General features: G+C 71.3%; 16 protein-coding genes. 8 read left to right on the forward strand and 8 right to left on the reverse strand.

Annotated features, from left to right (window positions below; genetic code table 11):
• Positions 1-386 precede the first annotated feature (386 nt).
• The 3 genes from ACZ45E_RS22885 to ACZ45E_RS22895 form a co-directional block, all read right to left on the reverse strand.
• A complete protein-coding gene (locus ACZ45E_RS22885; protein ID WP_468223254.1) occupies positions 387-1,700 on the reverse strand; it encodes a replication-associated recombination protein A in 1,314 nt (437 codons plus the stop codon).
• Positions 1,701-1,800: 100 nt separating this feature from the next.
• Positions 1,801-2,169: an MmcQ/YjbR family DNA-binding protein gene (locus ACZ45E_RS22890; RefSeq protein WP_468223257.1), complete on the reverse strand. Its 369-nt coding sequence runs from the start codon at positions 2,167-2,169 to the stop codon at positions 1,801-1,803.
• Positions 2,166-2,561, reverse strand: coding sequence for an MmcQ/YjbR family DNA-binding protein (locus ACZ45E_RS22895; protein WP_468223260.1), 396 nt, complete (start codon positions 2,559-2,561; stop codon positions 2,166-2,168). Before ACZ45E_RS22895 ends, ACZ45E_RS22890 begins: the two co-directional genes overlap by 4 nt.
• 89 nt (positions 2,562-2,650) lie before the next feature.
• Here ACZ45E_RS22895 and ACZ45E_RS22900 point away from each other — a divergent pair, with 89 nt between their 5' ends.
• Positions 2,651-3,577, forward strand: a complete 927-nt coding sequence (locus ACZ45E_RS22900; protein WP_468223261.1) for a helix-turn-helix domain-containing protein — start codon at positions 2,651-2,653, stop codon at positions 3,575-3,577.
• Between the two features lie 305 nt (positions 3,578-3,882).
• Here ACZ45E_RS22900 and ACZ45E_RS22905 read toward each other — a convergent pair whose 3' ends face one another.
• From ACZ45E_RS22905 to ACZ45E_RS22915, 3 genes are all read right to left on the reverse strand, one after another.
• Entirely contained in the window at positions 3,883-4,905 is a 1,023-nt protein-coding gene (locus ACZ45E_RS22905) for an alcohol dehydrogenase catalytic domain-containing protein (protein WP_468223264.1), read from the reverse strand.
• Between the two features lie 73 nt (positions 4,906-4,978).
• Positions 4,979-6,415, reverse strand: coding sequence for a carboxylesterase family protein (locus tag ACZ45E_RS22910; RefSeq protein WP_468223267.1), 1,437 nt, complete (start codon positions 6,413-6,415; stop codon positions 4,979-4,981).
• A gap of 496 nt (positions 6,416-6,911) precedes the next feature.
• Entirely contained in the window at positions 6,912-7,208 is a 297-nt protein-coding gene (locus ACZ45E_RS22915; protein ID WP_468223269.1) for a hypothetical protein, read from the reverse strand.
• On the opposite strand from ACZ45E_RS22915, the gene ACZ45E_RS22920 reads away from it, so the two are divergent.
• Together ACZ45E_RS22920 and ACZ45E_RS22925 are read left to right on the forward strand one after the other, a co-directional pair.
• Positions 7,207-8,493 (forward strand): MFS transporter, encoded by a 1,287-nt coding sequence (locus ACZ45E_RS22920; RefSeq protein WP_468223272.1) that lies wholly within the window; start codon positions 7,207-7,209, stop codon positions 8,491-8,493. The genes ACZ45E_RS22915 and ACZ45E_RS22920 overlap by 2 nt on opposite strands.
• An 82-nt stretch (positions 8,494-8,575) precedes the next feature.
• Positions 8,576-10,036 (forward strand): glycoside hydrolase family 43 protein, encoded by a 1,461-nt coding sequence (locus ACZ45E_RS22925; protein WP_468223274.1) that lies wholly within the window; start codon positions 8,576-8,578, stop codon positions 10,034-10,036.
• A 28-nt stretch (positions 10,037-10,064) separates the two neighbouring features.
• On the opposite strand, the gene yicI is transcribed toward ACZ45E_RS22925, so the two are convergent.
• Positions 10,065-12,308, reverse strand: coding sequence for an alpha-xylosidase (gene yicI / locus ACZ45E_RS22930; RefSeq protein ID WP_468223277.1), 2,244 nt, complete (start codon positions 12,306-12,308; stop codon positions 10,065-10,067).
• A complete protein-coding gene (locus tag ACZ45E_RS22935; protein WP_468223278.1) occupies positions 12,305-15,148 on the reverse strand; it encodes a glycoside hydrolase family 3 C-terminal domain-containing protein in 2,844 nt (947 codons plus the stop codon). Before ACZ45E_RS22935 ends, yicI begins: the two co-directional genes overlap by 4 nt.
• 220 nt (positions 15,149-15,368) lie before the next feature.
• On the opposite strand from ACZ45E_RS22935, the gene ACZ45E_RS22940 reads away from it, so the two are divergent.
• From ACZ45E_RS22940 to ACZ45E_RS22960, 5 genes are read left to right on the forward strand one after another with little or no spacing between them, the layout of a single operon-like run.
• On the forward strand, positions 15,369-17,045 hold the full coding sequence (locus tag ACZ45E_RS22940) for an extracellular solute-binding protein (RefSeq protein ID WP_468223280.1): 1,677 nt from the start codon (positions 15,369-15,371) through the stop codon (positions 17,043-17,045).
• Positions 17,045-18,082, forward strand: a complete 1,038-nt coding sequence (locus ACZ45E_RS22945; protein ID WP_468223282.1) for an ABC transporter permease — start codon at positions 17,045-17,047, stop codon at positions 18,080-18,082. Before ACZ45E_RS22940 ends, ACZ45E_RS22945 begins: the two co-directional genes overlap by 1 nt.
• Positions 18,079-19,005, forward strand: a complete 927-nt coding sequence (locus ACZ45E_RS22950; protein ID WP_468223285.1) for a carbohydrate ABC transporter permease — start codon at positions 18,079-18,081, stop codon at positions 19,003-19,005. The genes ACZ45E_RS22945 and ACZ45E_RS22950 overlap by 4 nt, the downstream gene beginning before the upstream one ends.
• Positions 19,002-21,008 (forward strand): beta-galactosidase, encoded by a 2,007-nt coding sequence (locus tag ACZ45E_RS22955; RefSeq protein WP_468223286.1) that lies wholly within the window; start codon positions 19,002-19,004, stop codon positions 21,006-21,008. The genes ACZ45E_RS22950 and ACZ45E_RS22955 overlap by 4 nt, the downstream gene beginning before the upstream one ends.
• The gene (locus tag ACZ45E_RS22960) at positions 20,998-23,205 is read left to right on the forward strand and encodes a glycosyl hydrolase family 95 catalytic domain-containing protein (RefSeq protein WP_468223288.1); all 2,208 of its coding nucleotides are present in this window, start codon (positions 20,998-21,000) and stop codon (positions 23,203-23,205) included. The genes ACZ45E_RS22955 and ACZ45E_RS22960 overlap by 11 nt, the downstream gene beginning before the upstream one ends.
• The last annotated feature ends 30 nt before the right edge of the window (positions 23,206-23,235 follow it).

Consider the following 23,235-nt stretch of genomic DNA (forward strand, 5'->3'; position numbering starts at 1 on the left):
CCCCCAGCTGAAGAGTTGGTGCGATGGAGTGGGGAACACTGCTGAGTACCTTGGTCGGCGGAGGCATCGCGACCGCGTCTGCCAACCTCTTGGACCATCGCCGATGGAAGCGAGAGAGCGGTGATCAGCGCATACAAAGCCGAAGGACCCTGGACGTCACGTACCTGACCGCCCTAGCGGCGGCACGGAACGCCTGCCGGGTCGCCGTGCGAGACAGCGGCGTCGATCTGTCTCAGCACCGCTCCGTCCTCTGGGAGAGACTGGAGGTGTGCACCGGGCCCCGATACGAAGTATCGATCTCTGCCCCGAAGTTCGTTGTCCGTCCATCCGATATTGTGCGCGACATCTGCCGTGTGCACCCTCTGTGCGCTGCCCACGCGTCCGTGTCAGCCGCTGCGTGGGCGAGCGCGGAGGGCGGCCCAGTGGCGTAGCCGTTCGCTGATCTGGGCTTCGTAGCCGTTGCGTGTGGGCTGGTAATAGGTCTCGCGGTCCATGTCGTCGGGGAAGTAGTCGGCGCCGGAGAAGCCGTCGGTGGTGTCGGGGTCGTACTGGTAATCCTTGCCGTAGCCGAGGTCCTTCATCAGCCGGGTCCGGGCGTTGAGGAGGTGGGCGGGCGGCATGAGTGAGCCGGTGCGGCGGGCGGATCGGTGGGCCGCGTCGAGGGCGCGGTAGACGGCGATGGACTTGGGGGCCGTGGCGAGGTAGACGACCGCTTGGGCGATCGCCAACTCGCCCTCGGGGGAGCCAAGTCGCTCGTACACGTCCCAGGCGGCGAGGGCCTGCTGGATGGCGTGCGGGTCGGCGATGCCGATGTCTTCGTTCGCGAAGCGGATCAAGCGGCGGGCCACGAACAGGGGGTCCTCGCCGCCGTCGAGCATGCGGGCGAGCCAGTACAGGGCCGCGTCCGGGTCGGAACCGCGCATCGACTTGTGGAGCGCGGAGATCAGGTTGTAGTGGCCCTCCTGCGCCTTGTCGTACAGGGGGGCGCGCTGCTGGATGTGGTGGGTGAGGGCGGCGGTGTCCAGGGAGGTGCCGGGGTCGGGGAGAGCCTGGAGCTGTTCGGCCATGTTGAGGAGGTAGCGCCCGTCGCCGTCGGCCATGGCGATCAGGGCGCGGCGGGCGTCGTCGGCCAGGGGCAGCCGGTGGCCGGTGAGGTCCTCGGCGCGGTCGAGGAGTGTGGACAGGGCGGCTTCGTCGAGGCGTTTGAGGACGAGGACCTGGGTGCGGGAGAGGAGGGCGCCGTTGAGTTCGAAGCTCGGGTTCTCCGTGGTGGCGCCGATCAGGGTGATCGTGCCGTCCTCGACGTAGGGCAGGAAGCTGTCCTGCTGGGCGGGGTTGAAGCGGTGGATCTCGTCGACGAACAGCAGGGTGCCTTGCCCGATGGTGCGCCGGCTGCGGGCGGCGGCGAAGACCTTGCGCAGGTCGGCCACGCCGGAGAAGGTGGCCGACACCGGTTCGAAGGCCAGGTTGCTGCCGTCCGCGAGCAGGCGGGCGATGGTCGTCTTCCCCACGCCGGGCGGGCCCCACAGGATGGCGGAGCCGAGGCGCTGCGACGCGACCATGCGACCCAGCGGGGCGTCCGGGGCCAGGAGGTGGTCCTGCCCGACGACCTCATCCAGCTGGGTGGGGCGCAGGCGGTCGGCGAGTGGCCGGGCGGGCTCCTCGTCGAAGAGTGGCAGGGTCGCTTCGGTCGGTTCCATCGGTCTCTTCGATCGCGGGCGGAGGTGTGCGGGCGTGGCGAGCCTTGCACGGGGCACTGACAGGCGCGGGCTCAGCGGCTCGTGGGCGCGCTTGCGGTGCTCAGCGGCTACGGGGGCGGTCGCGCCTGGGCAGCCGCTCGACGGCCAGGTCGTAGGAGTCCTGGACCGCGTCGGTGACCAGCCGCTCGGTGATGCCGGGGCCCGGCCCCAGCGAGATCCAGTGCCGCTTGTCGAGGTAGCGGCCCGGTGTGATCGAGACGTAGCCACCTACTTGCGCGCGGGCGTGTTCGGGCTCGCACTTGACCGTGATGATCTGCTCGTCCGGGTCGTCGGTGACGATCAGGAACACCTTGCCCGCGACCTTGTACACGTCCAGGTGCTGGGTGAACGGGTAGCCGTGGTCCGTCCCGGGCAGCGCGAGGGCCGCCTCGCGGGCGGTGTCCTGGAGGCGGTCGCCGGCCGCGCTCACCGGGCCGCTCGCGTGCTGGTGCCGTAGGTGTGCGGGTCGACGGGCTGCTCGGTCTTGGGCAGGTGGGCGACGACGAGTCGGTAGGAGTCGGTGACGAGCTCAGCGACGAGTCCCTTGTCGACGCCGTCCCCACCCTCCAGGGTGATCCAGTGCTTCTTGTTCATGTGGTAGCCGGGGGTGATGTGGCTGTACTGCTCCCGCAGGGCGTGGGCCTCGCCGGGGTCCGCCTTGAGGATCACGACGGGGCGCCCCGGGACCTCGGTCATCAGCATGAACACCTTGCCGCGCACCTTGAAGACCTCCCAGTCGTCGCCGAAGGGATGTTCCAGCTGGGCTCCGGGAAGCTCCTCGGCGCAGTCGGCGGCGGTCTTGTGCAGGGTCGTTCCGTTCATGGGGCGTTGCCTTCCTCACGAGGTGGTCCCGGCGGGCACACCCCATTCTTCCTTTGAAGCCGACAAATAGGGCGGTAAGCTGCGGACACGTGATGGTCGACAAGCGACACCCCAGCCCGAGCGGACAGGCCACGTCGGCCGCGGTTCCGCTGTACGGTTTCCAGCCCCCGGTCGGCACCCCGTACGGCCTTGAGGTGAGCACCGTCGAGGACTTCTTCGCCGAGCACGACGACTGGCCGTGGAACCCGCCCCGTCCGGGCCGCGCCACCTTCCACTACCTCATCGCCGTCACCGAGGGCGAGTTGCGGCACGACGTCGACCACCTCACGCGGACCGTCACCCCCGGCCAGTGGCTGTGGGTGCGCCCGGGGCACGCGCAGTGCTGGCATCCGCTCGGCGCGGCCCGCGGCCCGTTCATCCTGTTCGAACCGGACGTGCTGCGGCCCGACATCGCCCGCCTGCTGGTCCCTCTCACCGCCCACGAAGCTCCTCCCGTACTGAGCCCGCACCCCGACGACGCCGCCTGGCTCCAGCAGACGGCACTCCAGCTTCTGGACGAACACCGCGCACTCGGGCGCCGCCCCCTCGACGTCCACCACGCCCTGCGGCGCAGCCTGCTCGAATCGCTGCTGCTGCGCCTGGCCAACGCCCCCGGGATCGCCCCAGCCGACACGAGTGCCGACAGGAGCCGTAGTGACGCCTACGGACGGTTCACGGACGCCCTGGAGCTGCACTTCCGCGAACTGCACCTGGCCGCGGACTACGCAGAGTTGCTCGGCTGTTCGGTCCGCACCCTCAGCCGCGCCGCCCGGGAAGCCACCAGCAAGGGAGTACGTGAGCTCATCGACGAGCGGCGCCTGCTCGAAGCCCGGCGCCTGCTGGGCAGCGCCCGATGGGATGCCCGGTCCGTGGCCGCCCACCTCGGCTTCACCGACCCCGCCAACTTCGGCCGCTTCTTCCGCGACCGCACCGGCCTCACCCCGGCCGCCTTCGCGGGAGTCAGGACCGACGCGTGACGGAAACGCGGCGCAGGCCCCTTGCCCGTCAGGAGACGATGACTCCCGGCGCGGTCAGTCCGTGGTGAAACTGGACAGCAGCGCAGCGGGGTAGCGGCTGCCTGCCGAGCCGTGGGGAAGAATCTCAGCGATACGGGCCAGATCGGCGGCGGAGAGCTGGACGTCGGCGGCGCCGGCGTTCTCCTCAAGGCAGTCGAGCAGCTTTTCCCCCGAGCGCGCTGAGGTCCCCGGGCTGGCGGCCGCCCTGCGCGAACGTTCCGTGACGGCGCCGACCGCTCTTGCCGCTCAAGTCGAGGGATCCTGGCTCAGTCGTCCAGGACGACGACGTGCTTGCCCGGCGTGGTGCCGGACTCGAGGTCGGCCTGGGCGTCACGGACCTGTTCCAGGCCGTGGTAGACCTTCGCGACCGGGACCTTGAGGCGCCCTTCGGCGATGGCCTGGAGCTGGTGGGCGAAGACGTCGGCCGGCAGGTCGGCGGCCTCGCCCGCGTAGCTGGTCAGCCGCACCCCGCTGGGGATCATGAACGGGGTGAAGTCGGGGATCGTCCACTGCCCCGCCAGGGCTCCGGTGAAGCAGACCGTGCCGTGGCGGCGGACGGTGCTGAGGGTGTCGGCGAGGACCGAGCAGCCCACCAGTTCCAGTGCGGCGTCCACGCCGTCCGGCAGCAGCGCGCGCACTTGGTCGGCAAGTGTGCCGTCGTCGACAAGGGGATGATCGACGCCCACGGCCGTGAGTTCCCCGGCCCGGCCGGGGCTGCGGGTGGTGGACAGCACGGTGGCTCCGAGGTCCTTCGCGATCGTGGCCGCGCTCAGCCCGACCGTGGAGGTGCCGCCGCGGATCAGCAGCGTCTGCCCGGCTTTGAGGTCCAGACCGGTGGTCAGCGATCCGTAGGCGGTCTGGAACATCTCCGGCAGCGCACCGACGACCTCCCACGGCAGACTGGTCTCGAACGGGATGACCTGCGCCGCCGGGACGGTCACGTACTGGGCGTACGCGCCGTCGAACGAGCGGCCCATGTTGCCCATCATGGTCGCCACCTGCTGTCCCGGCCGCAGTCCGCTGGCCCCGTCGGCCTCCTCGACCACACCGACGCCCTCGATGCCGGGAACGCGCGGGTAGGTGACCTCCGCATCCGACTCGCCCTTGCGGGTGGTGACCTCGGACTCGTTCACGCCGAACGCCTTCACCCTGATCCGCACCCAGCCGGGCTTACGGACGGGCACCGGCACATCCTTGATCTCCAGTGCGTCCAGGCCGCCCGGCCGGGTGACGACAACGGCCCGCATCGTCGCCGGTACGGAATCGCCGGTTGCTGTCCCTCGGCTCATACCCAGCTCCTTTACCGTGTTCGTCCCCGGGTGGCTCTGTGCTGTTCCGCATGTCCGTATTCCCCGATGGCCGTCAGGGACGGTCGATGCCCTCCCACAGGTCGAGGGCCGCCTGATAGTGGGCGCTCGCCTCGAAGGGAGGGTTGCCGACCCTTTCCGAGGTCGGACGGTCCGTGACGGCGGGCCACAGCCGGGACTGCTCGCCGGTGACGAAGTCGAGCAGGATGTCGCGGATACGCGTGTCACGCTCGGCCTGCTCGGCACTGCGGCCCGGCTGTTCCTGGCCGACCAGGGCGTACATCTCGGTGCCGTGCACGGCGGGCGCGCCCTCGGCGGGTCCGATCACCAGGAGATGGGCGGTGCCGCCCGCGGCGGCGTGGGCCAGGGCACCACGGGCGGCGGGAAGCGCGAAGAGGTAGTCCGCCATGAGCGCGGCGCGAACCTCGGCCGGGGTACGGCCGCCCTGGTCGTAGGCATGGACGATCTTCCTGGCGCGGGAGCGGGAAATGCGCCACCCCGCGACCTCGTCGGTGACGCGGTCGAGCGTGTGCGGGTCGAACCGGTCGAGGTCGTTCGCCACCCACCAGCCCATGTCGTCGCTGGCCATGCTCAGCAGCACGTCGACACCGCGGTGCGCGCCCGAGGCCAGGACGTCCATGGGGTGGGCGTGCACCACCGCGCCGGGCTGTCCGATGTCCAGGACGACGCCGGTGGCCTGGTTGTCCACCCCGCCGCGGACTCCGAGATCCGTCGGGGCGACCTTCTTCAGGGCGGCCGCCAGGGAGGCCGTGTCGAGGTCGATCAGCTTGTCGGGGTTGTCTGCGACACCGAGTTCCGTAACGAACCGGTGCGCGAGTTCCTCGGCCCACCAGGCCGGGATGGAGCGGGCCGGCCCGCCGGAGAACCCGGCCAGGCGCCGGTACAGGCCGTTGGCGGAGGAGGCACTGAGCAGCCCGAAGGTGGTATAGGCGCCGCCGCTGTGGCCGTAGACGGTGACCTGGTCGGGATCGCCACCGAAGTGGGCGATGTTCCGCTGGATCCAGGTGAGCGCGGCGATGGCGTCCTGCAGGAAGAGGTTGCTGGCCTCGGCGAGCCGCCCGCCGTACTGCGAGAGTGAGAGCGCGCCCAGGGCGCCGAGCCGGTAGTTGATCGACACGCCCACCACGCGCCCCGTCGCGGCGAGGCCGGCGGCGTTCGAGGTGATCTGCGTGTTCGCGCCGTACTCGAATCCGCCGCCGTGGATGTACACGGCCACCGGCAGCGCCTCCCTGGCCGACTCCTCGGGAGCCCACACGTTCAGGTTCAGGCAGTCCTCGCCCATCCCGCTGTCCGCTTCGAGCCAGTCACCGCTGTCGGGCTGGACGGAGACGACGCCCTTGCGGTTATAGGGGAGGTCCGGATCGAACTCCGCGACCACGGGGCGGCGGTACCGCTCGGCGGTGGCATACGGGATCCCCCACCAGGACCGTACCCCTGGTGCAGTCGGAGCCTTGGGTGTGGTGGCGGCCATGACATGTCCTTCCGGCGCGGTTCGGGTGTGGGAGGGTGCGTCGGCGGCTGATTGCTCGCCGTAGCGCCCTCCAATCCTTCCCCTGGATCTGACAAATCGCCCGGCGGAGAGCGGTCACGCGATGGTCGCCAGGTGACATTTTGGCGCTCCTCTTCTTCGTCATCCATGGCCCCTGCGTCCCTGCCGCCCCGGACGCCACTCCGCCGCCACTCCGCCGGTGGCCCTTCCGTGTCGCCGGACCACGCCTGCGCGCTTGCCTCCCCGGAGCGTCGCCGCCCCGGGCAAGCTCGGTGGCGTCGCTGTCTACGACGGCCGTGACCTATGCATGCGGCTCTGACATGGGGCCTCGTACTTCACCGCTGTCAGGGAGAGGCGACTGGGGCCGCTGTCTGCGCCGCTGGGGTAGGTGACCAAGCAGTCGTGGAGGTACGTGAGGTCTGTCCAGATCTGCCTACCGTTGAGCCATGCCATCGCTATTCAGCGCGCGTCGAACGGCTCAGCGCACGGTCAGGCCGATGATGAAGTTGCTGAATCCGCCGTGACAATTCTCTACACCAGGGATCGCTTCGTTCACCTTCTCGAGCGGCTGGACGACGTCCTTGAACACCGACAGGTTGAGCAGCCCGCCGCGTCGCAGGGACGCCATATCCCTGTTGCACGCCGTTGTGCGAGGTTCCCGGGCCCCGGCGTCGATATAGGCGTCGGCGCCGCGACCGGGGTGGCCGGCGGCTGCGGGTCGAGTGTCTCGACCCGCGCGTGAGCAGGGATTGTCCTGGGAATGGGTCAGGATCATGACAGAGACGATCGCCACCGCGGCCCCACCCGCTCACCCGGTCCGCCAACTCCTCGCCGCCTCCGTCGGCAACGCCGTCGAGTGGTACGACTGGTACGCGTACACCTTCCTCGCGACGTACATCGCCGACCAGGTCTTCCCCAAGAGCGCCGACAACTCGCTGGTCCCGCTCCTGTCCACCTTCGCCGTCTTCGCGGTCGGCTTCTTCATGCGCCCCGTGGGCGGGCTGCTGATGGGTACCGTCGCGGACCGGCGCGGGCGGCGCGCCGCGCTGACCGTGACCATCCTGCTGATGGGCGGCAGCAGCCTGCTGGTGGGGCTCACCCCGACGTACGCCGCCGTGGGCGTCCTCGCGCCGGTCGTGCTGGTCCTGGCCCGGCTGCTCCAAGGGCTCTCCGTGGGCGGTGAGTTCGCGGCGTCCACGACGTTCCTGGTCGAGTCGGCCGGGCCGGGGCGGCGCGGTCTGTTCTCCTCCTTCCAGTACGTGTCCACGTCCATCGGCCAGTTGGCGGCGTCGGGTCTCGCCGCACTCCTGGTCGGCACGCTCGGGGACGGGCAGATGGACGGCTGGGGCTGGCGCGTGCCGTTCCTCGCGGGCGCCCTGCTCAGCCTCGTCGGGTTCTGGATCCGGCAGGGTGCGCAGGAGACCCGCAGCCAGGAACTCGCGCGGCCGGACGCGCGGCCCGGCCTGTTCGACGCACTGCGCCACCACCCGCGCGAGTCGCTCCTGATCTGCGGCATCACGGCGGGCGGCACACTCGCGTACTACACGTGGACGTCGTACCTGCCGACGTACGCGGAGCTGAACACGGGCATCGACACGTCGGACGCGCTGCTCGTCGGCACCGTCTCGCTCGCCTTCTTCGCGCTGCTCCAGCCGGTGGGCGGGCTGCTCTCCGACCGGCTGGGCCGCAAGCCGCTCCTCCTCTTCTTCGGCGTCGGCTTCGCCCTGCTGAGTGTGCCGTTGCTGCACTCGCTGACGGGCTCGATCGGCTCCCTGCTGCTCACACAGTGCGCGGGCATGGTGCTGCTGACCGGCTTCACGTCGATCTCGGCGGCGGTCAACGCGGAGATCTTCCCGGCGCGGGTGCGGGCGGCCGGGATCGGGTTCCCGTACTCGCTGACGGTCGCTCTGTTCGGCGGCACCGCACCGTACATGGGCACGCTCTTCAAGGAGTGGGGCCACAGCGGGCTGTTCCCCTGGTACGTCGCCGCGCTCTGCCTGGTGTCGTCCGTGGTCTACCTGCGGCTGCCGGAGAGCGCGCACCGCGAGCTGGAGCGCTGAGAGCCCGGGGTCTTGCCGGGTCCTCACCGCTCTGGCTACCCTCCGACGGTCGAAGCGCTTCGACTCCCAGGAGAGGAACCGCATGGCAGGCGGACACCCGGTCATCCCCGGCTTCCACCCCGACCCCAGCGTCTGCCGCGTGGGCGAGGACTACTACCTCGCGTGCTCCAGCTTCGAGTACTTCCCCGGAGTGCCGCTGTTCCACAGCCGCGACCTGGTGCACTGGACGCAGATCGGCAACGCCCTCGACCGGCCGGGCCAGTTGAGCCTGCCGGTGGACACCCCCGCCTCCGCCGGGATCTACGCGCCCACGCTGCGCCACCACGACGGACGGTTCTGGCTGATCGTCACGGACGTCGCCGACGGCGGCGGCAACCTCGTGGTGACCGCCACCGATCCGGCCGGGCCCTGGTCGGACCCCGTCCGGCTGCCCGGCGTCCCCGGCATCGACCCGGACCTCGCCTGGGACGACGACGGCACGTGCTGGTGCACGGTGGCCGGGGTCTCCCAGGTCCGCATCGACCCGTCCACCGGGGAGACGTTCGGCGAGCCGCGCCGGATCTGGTCCGGCACGCCGGGCGCCAAGGCACCGGAGGCGCCGCACCTCCACCGGATCGGCGCCTACTGGTACCTGCTCATCGCCGAGGGCGGCACGGAGCGCGGCCACGGCGTCTCGGTCGCGCGGGGCCCCGGCCCGGCGGGCCCCTTCGAGCCGTGCCCGGCCAACCCGGTCCTCACGCACCGCTCCACCGATGACCCGGTCCAGAACACCGGCCACGCCGACCTCGTACAGGCACCCGACGGCACCTGGTGGATGGTGCTGCTCGGGGTGCGCCCGCGCGGCGGCTCCCCGGGCTGGCACGTGCTCGGCCGGGAGACCTTCCTCGCGCCGGTGACCTGGGAGGACGGTTGGCCGGTGGTCGGCGCGCTCGTCACCGGCGCGGCCACGCCTCCCGCCCCGTACCGGGACGACTTCGACCTGGCCGCGCTCGCGCACGGCTGGATCTCGCCGCGCGGCCGCCCTGCCGGGCACGTCACCACCGAGGAGCGGCCCGGATCGCTGACGCTGCGGGCCGCCGGGGGTTCCCTGGACGAGCCCGACGTGGTTCTCGTCGGCCGGCGGCAGGAGCAGCTGTCGTGCCGTGTGCGCGCCCGCGTCGATCCGGCGCGGGGTCGCGGCGGCCTGGCCGTGCGCCTGGACGAGCTGCACCACTACGAGATCGAGGCGGACGCGGCCGAGGTGCGGGTCGTCGCCCGCATCGGGCCGGTGCGGAGCGTACTGGCGTCCCGGCCGCTCCCCGGCGGGCCTCTGGTCCTCGGCGTCGACATCGCCGCCACGGAGACGCTCCGCGACCCCCGCACCGGGCCCGACACCCTCACCTTCGGCGTCGCGGCGCCGGACGGCACCTTCACCGCGCTCGCCACTCTCGACGGCCGGTACCTCTCCACCGAGGTGGCCGGCGGCTTCACCGGCCGCGTCATCGGTCTGTACGCCGCGGCCGGCACCGTGCACTTCGACTGGTTCGAGCAAGGACCCGCGTAGGCCCGCCCTCCCCTCACACCTCGACTTCCTACAACTCCCTTATCTCGTACGGCAGTTCCGTACCCGTCACCTGGGCCGAGAGCGCCCCGCCGTCGCGCTCCCGGCTCACCCGGTAGGTCGCGGACCGGCCGGTCCCGTCCGGGCCGTGGCCCGGCACCGTCACCGTCACGTCGTCCGCCCCCGGCGCGACCAGCAGGGTCAGACCGTCGGGCCAGTCGCCGTCCGGGCGCCGGTCGTCCGCGCCCAGCGGGATCACCGCGCCCGGGCGGACGTACAGCGGCAGAGTGTCGAAGCCGTGGGTCTCGCGGCGCCACACCGGGCCCTCGACCCGCTCCCCCGTGAGCAGATGGGTCCAGGTGCCCGCGGGCAGGTAGTACTCGACGTCGCCGTCGGCCGTGAAGACCGGGGCCACGAGCAGGTCGGGGCCGAGCATGTACTGGCGGTCGAGGGAGCGGGCGGTCGGGTCGCCGGGAAACTCCAGGAGCATCGGCCGCATCAGGGGCACACCGGTGGCGTGGGCCTCGACCGCGGCCCCGTACAGGTACGGCATGAGGCGGTGCTTGAGCTTGGTGAACTCGCGGGCCACGTCGACCGCTTCCTCGCCGAACTCCCACGGCACCCGGTACGAGACGTTGCCGTGCAGCCGGCTGTGCGAGGAGAGCAGCCCGAAGGCGAGCCAGCGTTTGAAGACGGCCGGGTCGGGGGTGCCCTCGAAGCCGCCGATGTCGTGCGACCAGAAGCCGAAGCCGGACAGCGAGAGGGAGAGTCCGCCGCGCAGCGACTCGGCCATCGCCGTGAACGACGCGAAGCAGTCGCCGCCCCAGTGCACCGGGAACTGCTGGCCGCCGACGGTCGCCGAACGGGCGAAGACGACCGCCTCGCCGCTGCCCCGCTCCTTCTCCAGGAGTTCGAAGACGGTGCGGTTGTAGAGCTGCGCGTAGTAGTTGTGCATGCGCTCCGGGTCGGAGCCGTCGTGCCAGACGACATCGGTGGGGACGCGTTCGCCGAAGTCCGTCTTGAAGCTGTCGACGCCCTGGTCGAGCAGGGTGCGCAGTTTGCCCGCGTACCAGTCACGGGCCGCCGGGTCGGTGAAGTCGACGAGGGCCATGCCGGGCTGCCACAGGTCCCACTGCCAGATGTCACCGTTCGGCCGCCGCACCAGGTGGCCGAGGCCGGCCGCCTCCGCGAACAGCGGGGACTTCTGCGCGATGTACGGGTTGATCCACATGCTGATGCGCAGGCCGCGGGCCTTGAGGCGGCGCAGCATGCCGGCCGGGTCGGGGAAGACGTCCGGGTCCCAGGCGAAGTCCGACCACTGGTACTCGCGCATCCAGAAGCAGTCGAAGTGGAAGACGCTCAGCGGGATGTCCCGCTCGGCCATGCCGTCGACGAACGACGTCACCGTCTCCTCGTCGTACTGCGTGCAGAAGGATGTCGTCAGCCACAGGCCGAACGACCAGGCCGGCGGGAGCGCCGGGCGGCCGGTGAGCGCGGTGTAGCGGCGCAGTACGTCCTTGGGGGTCGGGCCCGCGACGACGTAGAACTCGACCGACTGGTCCTCGACGCTGAACTGGAGCTGCCCGACGGACTCCGAGCCGATCTCGTAGCTGACCTTCCCCGGGTGGTTGACGAGGACGCCGTAGCCGTGGGAGGAGAGGTGGAACGGGACGTTCTTGTAGGCGAGTTCGCTGCTCGTGCCGCCGTCGGCCTGCCAGATGTCGACGGTCTGGCCGTTCTTGACGAACGGCGTGAAGCGTTCGCCGAGGCCGTAGATCTGTTCGCCGACGCCGAGCGCGAGCTGGGCGATCATGTGGTGGGCGCCGTCGGGGGTCGTCGCGAAGGCGGTGCCCTTGCTCTCGACGGCGGTCAGCCGGCGCCCGGTCGAGGTGTCGTGGAACTCCAGGCCCCACTCCCCCGCGGTGTCCAGGCGCAGCCGCAGCGGGCCCGTGGTCAGCTCGGTGACGGTGCCGTCGCGGGTGACCCGGGCGCCGCTGCCACCCTCCGCGGGCAGCAGTTCGAAGTCGGGGCCACGGCGCCGGCCGCCCGCGTGGTGGGTGAAGCGGACGCCGATGACGCCCTCGGCGGGAGAGAAGCAGTCGACCGTGATCAGCGGCTGGTTGAGGGTGTCGCCCCGGCCCCTGACGTGCCGCACGGCGGCGTAGGCGGTGAACCGGTCGCCGCCCTCCTCGCCGACCCTGACCTCGCGGACATCGGTGGCGTACGCGGCGCGGACCCCTTCGCGCATCAGCCAGAAACCGTCGGTGAACTTCATGCGTCGACCCCCCGTGGAACGCTGTCGGTCCCCCGCGGGACGAAGGTGAGCCGGGCCAGGCGGACCCCGCCGCGCAGCCGGACGCGCAGGTCGCGCACCCCGGTGGCGGTGAAGTCGGCGTCCAGCGTGAGGTAGGTGTACGGGCCGCCGGTCGGTGGGACGGTGACCACGCACCCCTCCGCGATCTCGACGGTCCCCTCGCCCACGGCCAGCACACGTACGCCGGAGACGCCGTCGGCGCCGAAGTCGCAGTCCCGGTAGAGGAGTTCACCGGTGTCGGCGACCGTGGTCACGGCGTCGCCGGAGGTCTTCGTGCGGTCGACGATCTCGGTGCCGTGCTGCTCGTCGTAGCTCGCCGCGTCCAGGCCGGCGGCGCGCACCGGGCGGGGGGCGGGGTCGTCGCCCTCGACGGTGAGCCGCGCGGTGTGCCGGATGTCCTCGCTGGAGGCGCCGACGAGCAGTTCGTACGTGCCCGAGGTGACGCTCCACCGGTCGCGGGCCACGTCGTGGTGGCCGAGGTCGCCGAGCGGCACGGTGAAGGTGACGCGCTCGGCCGCGCCGGCCGCGAGGGTCAGCCTGCGGTACGCGAGGAGCTGGCGGCGGGGGCGCGGCACGGGCATGCCGAGCGGGCGGACGTAGAGCTGCGCCACCTCGTCGGCGGTGCGGGGGCCGGTGTTGGTGACGGTGACGGTGAACTCCAGCGCCTCGTCGCCGCGGGTCACGAAGGGCGCGTCGTAGGTGAACGAGGTGTAGGACAGGCCGTGGCCGAACGGGTAGAGCGGGGCGCCCTCGAAGTAGAGGTAGGTCTGGCGGGAGCCGATGACGTCGTAGTCGAGCAGACCGGGCAGGTCGGCGTCGGCCGCGTACCAGGTCTGCGGGAGGCGGCCGGCGGGGCTGACGTCGCCCGCGAGCACCCGGGCGAGGGCGCGGCCCGCGGCCTGGCCGCCGTGGGCGGTCCACAGCAGGGCGGGGAGTGCGGCGTGGGCGTCGGGGACGGCGTACGGGTAGGCGGAGACCAGGGCCAGGACGGTAGCCGGGTTCGCCGCGCGGGCCACGCGCCACAGGCGGTCCTGGTGGGCGGGCAGGTCGAGGGTGGTCCGGTCCTCGGTCTCGCGGCCGTTGATGTGCGGGTCGTTGCCCGCGACGACGATCACCACGTCCGCCTCGGCGGCGGCTCTGGCCACGGCTTCCTCGCCGCGCTCCACGAACTCCACCCGGAAAACGGTGCCTTCGTCGGCAACCTGCACGCCGTCGGCGGCGACAGACACGTACCGACCCGTACCCGTGTGTCGCAGGAGGTGACCGTTTCCGTGGGGTTCGAGCTCGTACGTCTCCTGGACGATCCAGCCTCCGGGCTGCTCGGCGGAGGCCCGCACCCGGCCGTCCTCGGCGACCGACAGGTAGCGGCCGTCCGGTGCGCGCAGGGTGAGGACGCCCTCGCCCCAGTCGACCAAGGCGAGTTCGGTGCCGGTGTCGCGTGCGGTGGTGAGCGGCGGCAGGTCGGTGCGGCCGGCGAGGAGCGCGGGGTCGAGGGCGGCCCCGTCGCCCTGGGCCCCCTCCTGTCCGGGGGCGTCGGGGACGTACAGCCAGCCCTCGTCGCAGCGCAGCCGCACGCGGTCGACGCCCTCCGCGAAGGTGACCTGCTCGGTGCCGAACCTCTCGTACAGGCCGTCGAGCGGGGTGGAGCGGTGCAGGAGGGTGCCGCTGTACCAGTCCGTCTTGCACTCGTCGGCGAGGAGTCCGACCAGTGCGATCCGGGCGGTGGCGGGCAGGGGCAGCAGGCCGTCGTTCTTGAGCAGCACGATCGCCTGCTCGGCGGCTTCCTGGGCGAGGGCGCGATGGGCCTCGGTGTCGAAGTCCCGTACGTCCTCGAAGGGGTCGCTCTCCTCGAACTCGCCGAGCCGCGCCCGGACTTCGAGCTGGCGGCGGGCGGCGGTGTCGATGTCGGACTCGGAGATCAGCCCCTGGTCGAGGGCGCGGCGGAGCCGTCCGGTGATCGTCGAGGAGTCTGTGCCGTGGTCGGTGAAGCTGTCGACGCCCGCGACGAGCGCGGCGGCGGTGGCCTCCTCGTGGGTGTCGAAGTAGTGCTCGGAGTCGACGAGGTTGCTGGGCGCGCCCGCGTCCGAGCAGACGAGGAGCCCCTGGTCGGTCCAGGTTCTCAACTGCTCGCGCAGAGAGGGGGATACGTGGTTGGGGCGGCCGTTGACGAGGTTGTAGGCGGGCATGACTCCGGCGACCGCCCCCGCCTGGACCGGGGCGCGGAAGGCCCTGAGGTCGTACTCGTGCAGGACGCGGGGGCGTACGGAGGAGTTCGACGTGTCCCGGCGGGTCTCGTTGTTGTGGGCGAGCCAGTGCTTGAGTACGGGGGCGGTGCGCCAGTACGTGGGGTGGGTGCCGCGCAGGCCGCGGGTGTAGGCGGTGGCGATCGCGGCGGTGAGGTGGGGGTCCTCGGAGTAGCCCTCCTCGTTCCTCCCCCACAGCGGGTGGCGCAGCAGATTGACCGTGGGGGCCCAGACGTTGAGGCCGACGCGGTCGTCGCGGGCGCGCATCGCGCGCACCTCGGCGGAGACGGCGTCGCCGACGCGGCGCACCAGGTCGTCGTTCCAGGTGGCGCCGAACCCGACGGCCTGCGGGAAGACGGTGGCAGGGCCCATCCACGCGACGCCGTGCAGCGCTTCCTGTCCGGTGCGGAACGCGGCGAGGCCGACCCGTTCGACGGCAGGTGTGAACTGGTGCAGCAGCGCGATGCGTTCGTCGAGCGTCAGCCGGGCCAGGAGGTCGTCGACGCGTTTGTCCGCGCCGGGCACGGAATCGGGGCGGAGCAGGGGCTTTTCGGTCACGTGCGAGTCCCTTGGCAAAGGAGCGGGGCGGAGGCGAAGGAATCTTCGAAGCGCTTCGATGCTCCGCACTCGCCCCAGCAGGTGTCAAGAGCCGGGCGGGGAAAGTCGGTTGAGGAATTCCGCGCACCCACCTTGTGACCCCGGAAACGTTCCCTTAGCCTCGCTGCAACATCGAAGCGCTTCGACAAACACGCGACGCGTTCCTTGAAGGGTTGCCGCAATGACGCCGAACTCGCCCTCCCCCTCCGCTCCCAGCCGGAGAAGTTTCCTGGCTTCCACCGCCGTGGCCGCCGCGGCCGTGGCCGGCGGGATGCCGCTGCTCACCGCCTGCGGCGGGTCGGACAGCAAGGACCGGGAAGGCACCACTTCCGGAAAGGACGCGGCCAAGTTGCTGCCGACGTTCATGGCCAGCAAGTTCGCCGATCCGGACCTTCCCTCGAAGAACGGCTCGGCGGCCGGTTACACCGGCAAGGTGGAGCTCTCGGCCCTCGCCGCGTCGGCCGCCGAGAAACTCGGCACCGGCACCCCCATCAAGATCATGTCCCCGTTCTGGGGCTCTCCGCCGAAGGGCGACTGCGCCTATTACAAGGCGCTCGACGCGGCGGCCGGCACCAAGGTCACCTGGCAGAACCAGGACGGCAACACCTACGGGCAGAAGCTCGGCGCCGTGCTCGCCTCCAGTTCCATACCGGACATGGTGGTCGTGCCGGCCTGGGAACTGGTCGGCAAGATCTCCAACGCGGTCACCGCCAAGTTCATGGACCTCGGCCCGTACCTGGCCGGCGACAAGGTGAAGAAGTACCCGAACCTGGCCGCGATCCCCTCGGACTCCTGGCGCATGGGCATCTTCGGCGGCGCGCTGCGCGGCATCCCGATGCCGACCGCCGCCGCGACCTTCAACATCGCGTACTACCGCAAGGACATCTTCGACAAGAAGGGCTACAAGGCCCCCACGTCGCCGGATGAGTTCGTCAGCTGGGCCAAGGAGGCGACCAGCGCCAAAGCCAAGGTGTACGCCTGCGGTGACATGAGCTGGACCGCCTTCAACATCTTCGGTGTCCGCCCCTCCGGCACGCTCGGCTGGCACATCGAGGACGACGGCAAACTGAAGTACCGCATCGAGCAGCCCGAGTACCTCGAAGCCCTGGAATGGACCCGCAAGCTGTTCGACGCGGGCGTCGTGCACCCCGACGACAAGGCGCGCTCGGGCGACGCGAGCCAGCGCTTCGGCGCCGGCCAGATCCTCATGTACAACATGGACATGTCCGCCTGGTACGGCAAGACCGCCGAACAGGCCAAGTCCAACCCGGACTTCGCGATCGACGCCATGGACATCTTCGGCGCCGACGGCGGCGCCCCGCGGCTGTGGGCGAGCCAGCCCGCCAACATCTGGTCGCTGATCCGCAAGGGCGCCTCGAAGGAGACGGTCGAGAACGCGCTGGCCGCCGCCAACTTCGCGGCCGCCCCGTACGGCACCAAGGAGCGCATCCTCGTCGACTACGGCGTCGAGGGCACCCACTACACGGTCAAGGACGGCGTCCCCGTCAAGACCGACCAGGGCAACCAGGAGGTCATCAACGCCTGGGTGATGCTGGCCGCCCCCGCCCCGTACTTCGCGCACCCCGACTACCCCGACGTCGCCCGCAAGCAGGTCGAGTGGGAGCAGCGGATGGGCGCCTTCATGAAGAAGACGTCGACGTACGGCATGAACATCGTCGAGCCGACGCGCTACGCCAATCTCTCCAGCCAGTTCGAGCAGCTGGAGATCGACTACGTGCGCGGCAACAAGAAGCTGTCCGACGTGCAGCAGGCCGTCGCCACCTGGAAGTCCTCCGGCGGCGACAAGCTGCGCGACTGGTACAAGAAGCTCATCGACAAGAACGGCAGCGGCAACTGATGTCTCTCACGGCCGGGAGCAGGCCCGACGGGACCCGTCCCGCGGCCGCCGTCGAGGAGCCGGTGGCCGCGCTCGTCCCGAAGGCGGTTCCCAGGAAGTGTGCGGCAGGCCGGCTCCCCTGGCGGGTCCGGCTGCGCCGCGACCGCGCGCTCATCCTGATGACGCTGCCCGCCATCGCGCTGCTCCTGCTCTTCAACTACGTCCCGCTGCTCGGCAACGTCGTCGCGTTCCAGGACTACGACCCGTACGCCGCGAGCAACGGCGTCACGGCGATCTTCCACAGCCCGTGGCTCGGCGTGGAGCAGTTCTCCCGGATGTTCGACGATCCGCTGTTCTGGAGCGCGACGAAGAACACGGTCGTGCTGTTCCTGCTCCAGCTCGTGCTCTTCTTCCCCATCCCGATCGCCCTCGCGCTCCTCATCAACAGCGTGATCCGGCCCCGGGTCCGGGCCGTCGCGCAGGCGATCATGTACCTGCCGCACTTCTTCTCGTGGGTCCTCGTCGTCACCGTCTTCCAGCAGGTCTTCGGCGGGGCGGGCATCATCGCCCAGACCATGGAGAAGCACGGCTGGGGCGGCTTCGACCTGATGACGAACGCGGACCTGTTCAAGTTCCTCGTCACCGCGCAGTCCGTGTGGAAGGACGCCGGCTGGGGGATCATCGTCTTCCTCGCCGCCCTCGCGGCCGTCTCCACCGACCTCTACGAGGCCGCCGCGATGGACGGCGCGGGCCGCTGGCGCCGCATGTGGCACGTGACGCTCCCCGCGCTGCGCCCGGTCATCGCGCTGCTGCTCGTGCTGCGGGTCGGTGACGCGCTGAGCGTCGGCTTCGAGCAGTTCCTGCTCCAGCGCGACGCGGTCGGGGTGGGCGCCAGCGAGGTGCTCGACACCTACGTGTGGAACATGGGCATCCAGAACGGCGACTTCAGCTACGCGGCAGCGGTCGGCCTGGTCAAGGGCGTGATCGGGGTCACTCTCGTGCTCGCCGCGAACAAGTTCGCTCATCTGCTCGGTGAGCAGGGGGTGTACAAGAAATGAGCCTGAACACGCAGCTCATCCGCAGCCTCAAGGCACCGGCCAGGCCCGCGTGGGAGGAGCCGCCGAAGAAGGCCGGGCTCACCGCGAAGGGCGGCTTCCTCGTCCTGTGCTGTCTGGGCGTGATCGCCCCACTGTGGATCGTGATCGTCACCAGCCTCTCCCCGAAGCCGGTGATCGACCGGGTCGGCGGGCTCGTCGTGATCCCGCAGGGCATCACGTTCATCAACTACACGGAGCTGCTCGGCGGCGGCCAGGTCAGCCGGGCGATCCTCGTCTCGGTCGGCGTCACGCTCGTCGGCACCGTGTTCTCGATGGCGGTGTCGGTGCTCGCCGCCTACGGTCTGTCCCGCCCCGGCAGCCTCGGCCACCGGCTCCTCCTGATGACCCTGATGGCCACCATGTTCTTCGGGGCAGGACTGATCCCGACCTACCTGCTGGTGCAGTCGCTCGGTCTCACCGACACGTATCTGTCGCTGATCCTGCCGAGCGCGGTCAGCGTCTTCAACATCCTCGTCCTGCGCGGCTTCTTCATGGGGATCTCCCCGGAACTCACCGAGTCCGCGCGCATCGACGGGGCGAGCGACCTGCGCATCCTGCTGACCATCATCATGCCGCTGTCCCGGGCGGTGCTGGCCGTCATCTCGCTGTTCTACGCGGTCGGCTACTGGAGCGCCTGGTTCAACGCCTCGATCTACCTCACCGACCAGGACATGATGCCGCTCCAGAACGTGCTCATCCAGCTCGTCCAGAAGAACACCGCGGCGCCGACCGGGCTCCAGCAGGCGGTCCGCACCGGCCAGCTCTCCACGCTCGGACTCCAGATGGCCGTCATGGTCCTCGCCCTGATCCCCGTCGCCGTGGCCTCGCCGCTCGTCCAGCGCCACTTCAAGAAGGGCATGCTGACCGGGGCGGTGAAGGGATGACCGGCGAGCGCCCGACCATCGCGCCCGACGGCCGCCTCCTCTTCGGCGGCGACTACAACCCGGAGCAGTGGCCCGAGGAGGTCTGGGCCGAGGACGTGACCCTGATGAAGGAGGCGGGTGTCACCTCCGTGACCCTCGGCGTCTTCTCGTGGGGGAAGCTCGAACCCCGCCGAGGGGCGCGGGAGTTCGGCTGGCTCGACCGGCTGATGGACCTGATGCACGCGCACGGCATCGGTGTCGTCCTCGCCACCCCGACCTCCTCGCCGCCGCCCTGGCTTGGCCGCCTCCACCCCGAGACGCTGCCGCGCGACGAGAACGGGCAGACGGTGTGGTGGGGCTCGCGCCAGCAGTTCGCGCACTCCTCCAGCGCCTACCGCCGCTACGCCGCCGCGATCACCGAGGACCTCGCGATCCGCTACGGCCACCACCCGGCGCTGCGCATGTGGCACATCAACAACGAGTACTGCACGTTCGACTACGGCGACGAGGCGGCCCGCGCGTTCCGCGACTGGCTGCGCGCGAAGTACCACACCCTGGAGGCGCTCAACGAGGCCTGGGGCACGGCCTTCTGGAGCCAGCACGTCGACACGTGGGACGACGTGATCCCGCCGCGCCGCGCCCAGTACCTGCGCAACCCCACGCAGCTCCTCGACTTCCGCCGCTTCACCTCGGACGCGCTCATGGAGTGCTACGTCGCCGAACGCGACCTGGTCCGCCGCCACTCCCCCGCGCACACCCCGGTCACCACCAACTTCATGCCGCTGTGGGTGGGCCAGGACGCCTGGGCGTGGGCGGAGCAGGAGGACATCGTCTCCGTCGACGTCTACCCGGATCCGCGCGACCCGCTGGGCGGCCAGTACAACGCGATGATCGCCGACATGACGCGCGGCCAGGCCCGCGGCCCGTGGATGCTCATGGAGCAGGCGGCGGGGCCGGTGAACTGGCGCGGGGTCAACCACCCCAAGCCGGCCGGGCTCAACCGACTCTGGTCCCTCCAGGCGGTGGCCAGGGGCGCGGACGCGGTCTGCTACTTCCAGTGGCGGCAGTCCCGGCAGGGCGCGGAGAAGTTCCACTCCGGGATGCTCACGCACGCGGGCAAGGAGGGCCGCACCTTCGCCGAGGTGAGGCGGATCGGCGCCGAACTCGCCCGGCTCGGCCCGGAGGTGGCCGGCGCCGGGGTCCCCGCGGACATCGCCGTGCTGCACGACTGGCACTCCTGGTGGGCGGGCGGCCAGGACGGCAGACCGTCGGCGCGGGTCGCGTACGAGGAGGTCGTGCGGGCCTGGCACCGGGCCCTGTGGGAGGCCCACCTCACCGCCGGCTTCGCCCATCCCGAGCACGACCTCTCCGCGTACAGGATGGTCGTCGTGCCGCAGCTGTACCTCCTGACGGACGCGGCGATCGAGAACCTCGTGGCGTACGCGCGCGGCGGCGGGACGCTCGTGTGCGGGTTCTTCACCGGGGTCGCCGACGCCGACGACCGGGTGCGGGGCGGCGGTATGGACGCCCGGCTGCGCGAGCTGTTCGGCATCCGCACGGTGCACGAGTGGTGGCCGCTGGAGGAGCGGGAGAGCGTGGACTGCGGCGCCTTCACCGGCACCCTGTGGTCGGAGGAGCTGACGGCAGCACCCGACGCCGAGGTGGTGGCCGCGTACCGCGGCGGCGAGCTCGACGGGCTGCCGGCCGTGCTGCGCCGCGGCCCCGCCTGGTACCTCTCCACCCTCCCCGAACCCCCGGCCCTGTGCTCGCTGCTCGCGGACGCGGCCGCCGGGGCGGGCGTACGGCCTCCAATGTCCGGCCTCCCCGCAGGTGTGGAGGCCGTACGCCGCGGCGGGCTGCTGTTCCTGCTGCACCACGGGCGCGGGGAGGTCACTGTCACGCTGCCGGACGACGCGCCGTACCGGGACGTGCTGAGCGGCGAGGAGCACACGGGTTCCGTGCCGCTCGGCCGGTTCGGCGTCGCCGTACTCGCGCGCGGGACGCGGGGGCGCGGTGCTGCCTGAACATCCGCACGGCACCTGGGAACCGGCGCCCGCCGCCCGCTGGGAGGACGCCTTCCTCAGCGGCAACGGCCGGCACGGCGCCCTCGTGTTCGGCGATCCGCACGACGACCGGGTGATCGTCACGCATCACGCGCTGGTCCGCCCGGACGGCGGCCCGCAGCCTCGGCCGCCCGCGCTCGCCTCCCAACTCTCGCTGCTCCAGGACCGGTTGCTGGCAGGCGAGGCGAGCGCCGCCGAGCAGTTCACGGACGGCCGGGCACTGCGATGGGTGCGGGCGTTCCATCCGGCGTTCCAGGCGCGGTTCGTGCGGGACAGCGTGGTGTGGCGCGGGTACCGGCGCGCGGTGGACTTCGCGACGGGGGTGGCCGAGGCGCGGTGCGGCGGGTGGCACAGCCGGGTGTTCGTGTCGCGCGCGGACGACGTCGTCGTGCAGTACGTCACCGGGCCCGGGCTCAGCGGGGAACTCTCGCTCGACCACCGGCTGGCCGGGGTGCCGGGTGGTCTCGGTGTCGGCCGGGCCGTCGTGCTGACCCCGCGGGGGGCCCAGCTGACGCTGCGCTGCCGGTATCCGCAGAGCGATCTGGCGTTCACCGGGGTGACGCTCGCGCTCACGCACGGCGGGCACACCTCGGTCGGCGCGACGGGGCTGCGCGTCGACGGCGCGGAGGGGCTGCTGCTGCTCACACGGGTGCACCGGCACGTCGGAGAGCTGGACGCGGGCAGCGAGGCCACCGGTCTCGCGGCGCTGGTGACCGGCGGTCCTGCGGTGACCTACGCGGATCTGCTCGCCCGGCACGAGGAGCCGCACCGCACCGCGTACGAGCGGGTGGCCTTCGACCTGAACGCGCCCCGTACCGAGCGCGGCCTGCCCGGCAGCGCGCTGCTGGAGCACCCGGAGAGCCACGCCCTGCTGGAGCGGCTGTTCGCCGCGGGCCGCTATCACCTGCTCAGCGCGTCCGGGGCGCTGCCGCCCCGGCTGACGGGGTTGTGGACCGGCGAATGGGACACGGCCTGGTCCGGCGCGTTCACCACGGACGCCAACCTCAATCTGCAGACGGCGTCCGCGGTCAGCTGCGCACTGCCCGAGGTCACCGACGCCCAAGGGGCGCTGATACAAGCGCAGTTGGCGCACTGGCGGGACAACGCGCGGGAGATCTTCGGGGCGCGGGGCATCGTCGCGCCCGCGCACACGGACGGCGAGTCGGGGCACGCCTACCACTTCCAGCGACAGTGGCCGATGCACCTGTGGACGGCGGGCGCCGACTGGCTCCTCACCCCGCTGGTCGAGCAGGCCGAGACGACAGGGCGACGGCCCTCCTGGCTCGCCGCCGCTCTTGCCGAAGTCGCCCTGTTCTACGAGGACTTCCTCACCCGGACCGGACCGGACGGGCGCGTGGTGATCGTGCCGTCGTACTCGCCGGAGAACCGCCCGGCCAACGCGAGCTGGGGCACGCTGAACGCCACGATGGACATCGCGGCGGCCCGGCACGCCCTGCGCACCGCCGCCGCCTGGCACCCGGGTCCGGCCGGCGAGCGCTGGAGCGCCCTCGCCGACCGGCTGCCCGACTACCGGGTCAACTCCGACGGCGCGCTGGCCGAATGGGCCTGGCCGGGCCTCGAAGACTCCTACGACCACCGCCATCTCAGCCACCTCTACCCGGTCTGGCCGCACCACGAGATCGACCCGTACTCCACCCCCGAGTGGGCGAAGGCGGCGCACCGGGCGCTGGAGCTGCGCGGCGCCGAGAACGACTCGGCGCACGGCCACCTCCACCACGCCCTGATCGCGGCCCGGCTGCGCGACCCGGACCGGGTGGGCGACGCCCTGCGCCAGGTGCTGACCGGCGACTACTTCCACCGCTCCCTGATGAGCGCGCACTACCCGGGCCGGGACGTCTACAACGCGGACGCCGCGCACGCCCTGCCCGCGCTGCTCACCGAGTCGCTCCTGCAGTCCACGCCGGACCGGCTCGTCCTGCTGCCCGCGCCGCCTCCCGGCTGGCGGCGCGGCGCGGTCTCCGGGCTGCGCACCCGGTTCGGCGCGCGCGTCGACCTGAGCTGGGGCGGCGGCATCTGCACGGCCCTGATCAGCCCGGACCGGGACGCGGACGTGGACCTCAAGACCCCCACCGGCGGACCGGCGCGCCTGCGCCTGTCCGCGGGCGAGGACCGCGAACTCACGGTGAGAACGCGGTAGTACATCCCCCACGATGACCCCCACCGACCA

It is taken from the genome of Streptomyces sp. NPDC030991, from assembly GCF_055571235.1.